The 3,641-nt window shown below is 64.0% G+C and carries 4 protein-coding genes; all 4 read right to left on the reverse strand.

Annotated elements, in window-relative coordinates; all coding sequences use genetic code 11:
• Positions 1 to 225, reverse strand: a 225-nt coding sequence (locus tag AC1D01_RS25100; protein WP_477871200.1) for a hypothetical protein, incomplete at its 3' end; no start/stop codon positions are given.
• A 372-nt stretch (positions 226 to 597) separates the two neighbouring features.
• The gene (locus tag AC1D01_RS25105) at positions 598 to 1,131 is read right to left on the reverse strand and encodes a GNAT family N-acetyltransferase (RefSeq protein WP_477871202.1); all 534 of its coding nucleotides are present in this window, start codon (positions 1,129 to 1,131) and stop codon (positions 598 to 600) included.
• A 173-nt stretch (positions 1,132 to 1,304) separates the two neighbouring features.
• Positions 1,305 to 2,432 (reverse strand): ATP-binding protein, encoded by a 1,128-nt coding sequence (locus tag AC1D01_RS25110; protein ID WP_477871205.1) that lies wholly within the window; start codon positions 2,430 to 2,432, stop codon positions 1,305 to 1,307.
• On the reverse strand, positions 2,429 to 3,641 hold a 1,213-nt coding region (locus tag AC1D01_RS25115), incomplete at its 5' end, for a hybrid sensor histidine kinase/response regulator (RefSeq protein WP_477871207.1). The genes AC1D01_RS25110 and AC1D01_RS25115, both read right to left, overlap by 4 nt.

Consider the following 3,641-nt stretch of genomic DNA (forward strand, 5'->3'; position numbering starts at 1 on the left):
GAGTCGGGTGAGCCAGGCGGCCGGGCTGGAGGGGCGCGAAGCGTTGAACAGGCAGATGCTCGCCGCGACGAAGAGCAGCGGATCGACGATGCCCACGTGCTCGGAGCCGGGGAAGATGCGCGCGATGACGTCCACCTGAAACACCCAGCGTACGGCCAGGGTCACGCCGAGCAGCCCGACGGCGAGGCCCGCTACTCGCGCGGTTGAAAGGGCCGATTTCTGCATGGGGTGTGTTCGATCCGGTGATTGCCGCCAGGCGATGTTGCGGCGCACAACCTCTCGACGGGCAGGCGACACTGGAGCAAGCGCTAGCCGCAGAGTACGCCTCAGCGGAAGCGCTGAAGGCCGGAAGTGGGCCCGCGCGGCATGCCAATCTTCATGTGGGTGCGCTAGAAGTGCATTCGACTAGGTCAGCACCGCCATCGCGCCCACATCCGCTCGGACGCGTCTGAGCAGACCCAACGCGTTGCGCCGAAGGTCTCCTTTCGGTACGAGCGGTCGTTCGGCGTCTGAGTCTGATCGACCGCACCCAGCCTAAAGCGGTCCTCCGCCTAGCCACATCAGGCGAACGCGAAGCCGACGTTCGCCAACGTCACGTCACCGCCATGCACCGCCGTCGCGCGAGACTCGGGCCCCGCCTCCGTATGCAAGGGCACTCAAGTTTGGCTCCGAGAGTCGATAGCTGAGTCTTTCCGGAACGAGCGCAGCACCGAGGACTTCGTAGAAGGACATTCCTCGGATGTTGGACGCCTTCACCGGCCAGTCGATGCGGCTGCAGCCGTTGTCCCGGGCGTACCGGGAAACCCATGTCATGAGTGCCCTGCCGGCCCCTTGGCTCCTCTGGGCCGTACTCACATACAGCTCCTTCAGCTGGCAGTGCCGACGCATATCCGGCGCGAAGTCCACGAGCGAATACACAAGCGTGATGGCGGCCAGGCCGAGCACCCGGCTGCCGTCCACCGTAGCCACGATCAGACGGTGTGGCGAGCTCGGTCCCAGCAAGTTGTCAATGAGATGCTCCCGCACGGCATCTCGGGCAACCACCGCGCCTTCGTTGTAGTAGGCGTGCAACTCGCAGAGTAGATCGATCAAGGACTCGTATTGCGGCTCAGCGACAAGGTCTACGTACATTTCGCGCCTCGTGGTTGTCATCCAGAATGGCTGGCTCGCGATTCTCCGGCAGGATCGCTCCATCTGCTCCGGGACGCCCGGTCGACGGTCGCGCAGGCAAGCGCCTGTGTGCGGTCATGACGTATCGCTTTCGATCCCCGCCTACCTCTAGAGTATGAGCTTCCCTCCCGCCTTCATTCTTGAGTGGCATCCGCTCCGGAGAGCGTGAAAAAGAAGGTCGCACCCCTGCTTGGCGCGGCTTCCGCCCAAATGCGTCCGCCATGTCGCTCGACGATGCGTTGCGCGATCGACAGTCCCACGCCGCTCCCTTCGAACTCCTCGGCACGGTGGAAGCGCTGGAACGCATCGAACAGACGGGGCGCGCGTGCCATGTCGAAACCTGCACCGTTGTCCCGCACGAAGAAGACCCGCTCTTCGCCGCGCTGTTCGCAGCCTATCTCGATCGCGGGGCGCTCGGCGCGCCGGGTGAACTTGAACGCGTTCGACAGCAGATTGACGAACAACTGCCTCAGCAGCGTCGCGTCAGCAACAATCTCAGGTAGATCGCCGATCCGTGGCATCACGCGCAACGGTTGCTCCTGCAGCAAGTCGTCGACGACACCCCGCACCAGCACTGCCAGGTCCACGGCCTGCATCGTCAGTGTCTGCCGCCCCACACGCGACAGACGCATCATTGCGTCGATCAACTGGTGCATGCGCTGCGCCGATCGTTCGATGTGAGCCAACCAGCCGCGTTGCTCTGCTGGCAACTCCACGCTTGGATCGCTCACCAGCAGCTTCGCAAATCCGCTGATGACGTTCAACGGCGCGCGCAGGTCGTGCGAGGCCGAGCGCGTGAAGGCGTCGAGCTCGCGGTTCGCAACTTCGAGCTCGCTGACATGCTTGTGCACGCGCCGCGCGAGTTCTGCGTTCTCCAGCCGAAGGCGCCGCACCGTAAGGCCTCGTCCCAGCACTGGCAGGATAGCGCTCAGCTTGAACGGCTTGAGGATGTAGTCCAGCGCGCCGGTCTGCATCGCCTCGACGGCGGAGCCGATTGTTCCTTCACCCGTCATGATGATGCCGACCAGCATCGGATCAACTTGCAGCGCTGCCCGCAGCAAATCGATCCCGTTCAGATCCGGCATCATCAGATCGGCCAGCAGCAGGTCGAATGGACCTTGGCGCAGAGCTACCAGAGCCTCTTCTCCGTGGGTGCAACCGACGACCTGGTAGCCGTGGTCTTCCAGGGTGTCGCACAGCGCCTGCATCTGCGCGACCTCGTCATCGACGATGAGCAGTCGACCTTGGGGTACTTCGGTCACTGGGCCTCCTTTATCGAATCCGTGGCCGCCTGGGTCAGCTCGACCAATGCCGCGCGCAGTTCGCGCAGTTTGGGTGGTTTGCTCAGCACGCGATCCACGTGCTCAGGAAATTCGCCATCGCTCATGAGCCGCTGCCCCCAGCCGGTGAGCATGATGACCGGCGTTGTGTTCCCGCCCGCCTTCACGGCCGCGGCGACCTTGCGGCCATCCACGTACGGCATGCCGAGGTCGGTCACGACGACATTGAAGGCCTCGACGAGTGGGCGAGCCGCTTCGAAAGCGTCAATACCAGCCTGGCCGCCGTTTGCGATGGTGACGACGTGGCCATCCAGTTCGAGCGTGTCGCACAGCGACTTGAGCATGATCGGATCGTCGTCGACGATCAGGATGCGCTGCCGCGCTGCTGGCGCCTGTGGTCGCGGCGGTGCCGATGCGCTTGGTTCCACGGTCGGGATCGGGAAACTCAGGCGCACCGTCGTGCCATGTCCTAAGGCACTTTCAACTTCAACATCTGCGCCGTGTCTCTGTGCGACGCCGTACACCATCGCCAGTCCGAGACCTGTGCCGCGCTCGCCCTTGGTCGTGAAGAAGGGTTCCAGGCAGCGGCTCCGCGTGTCGTCGTCCATGCCTGTGCCGGTGTCGGTGACTTCCACCACGGCGTAGCGTCGAGCCGTCTCCGGGGCGTCCTCGGATGAGCCGGTGCGGCGTGTTCGCAATGTCAACAGACCGCCGTCGGGCATCGCGTCCACTGCATTGAATATCAGGTTGGTCAACGCCTCGCGCACTTCGCTCTCGACACCCAAGATAGCGGGTAGATCGGGATCCAGCTCGGTCAGCAGGCGCACGACCATGCCGCGTTGCTGTGGCATGTCGCTCCAGCGGGCGTGGGTCAGGTCGACCACTTGCTGCACCAAGGGATTCAGCCGCACCGATGTCGACAGCGACTGTGGCTCGCGTTGGCGATAGAACTCCCGCATGCGAGCCACCGTGGCGGCCACGTCGTCAATTGCGCGCGCGATCGTCACCAGGTAGCCACGCCCTCGTTCGCTCAGATGCGGCTCACGTTCCAGCAGGCTCTCGGTATACAGCGCCACGGGCGAGATGGCGTTGTTGATGTCATGGGCGATGCCGCTGGCCATTTGTCCAAGGGCCCGCAGACGTTCCTGCTGCATGACTGTCTGCTGGCTCTGGCGCAGGTCGTCGTATGCC

This window comes from Rhizobacter sp. P3_B12 (assembly GCF_056402895.1).

Excerpts from the sequence above, each read along its gene's own strand:
- AC1D01_RS25105 (WP_477871202.1), bottom strand. The coding sequence starts at position 1,131 with ATGTACGTAGACCTTGTCGCTGAGCCGCAATACGAGTCCTTGATCGAT.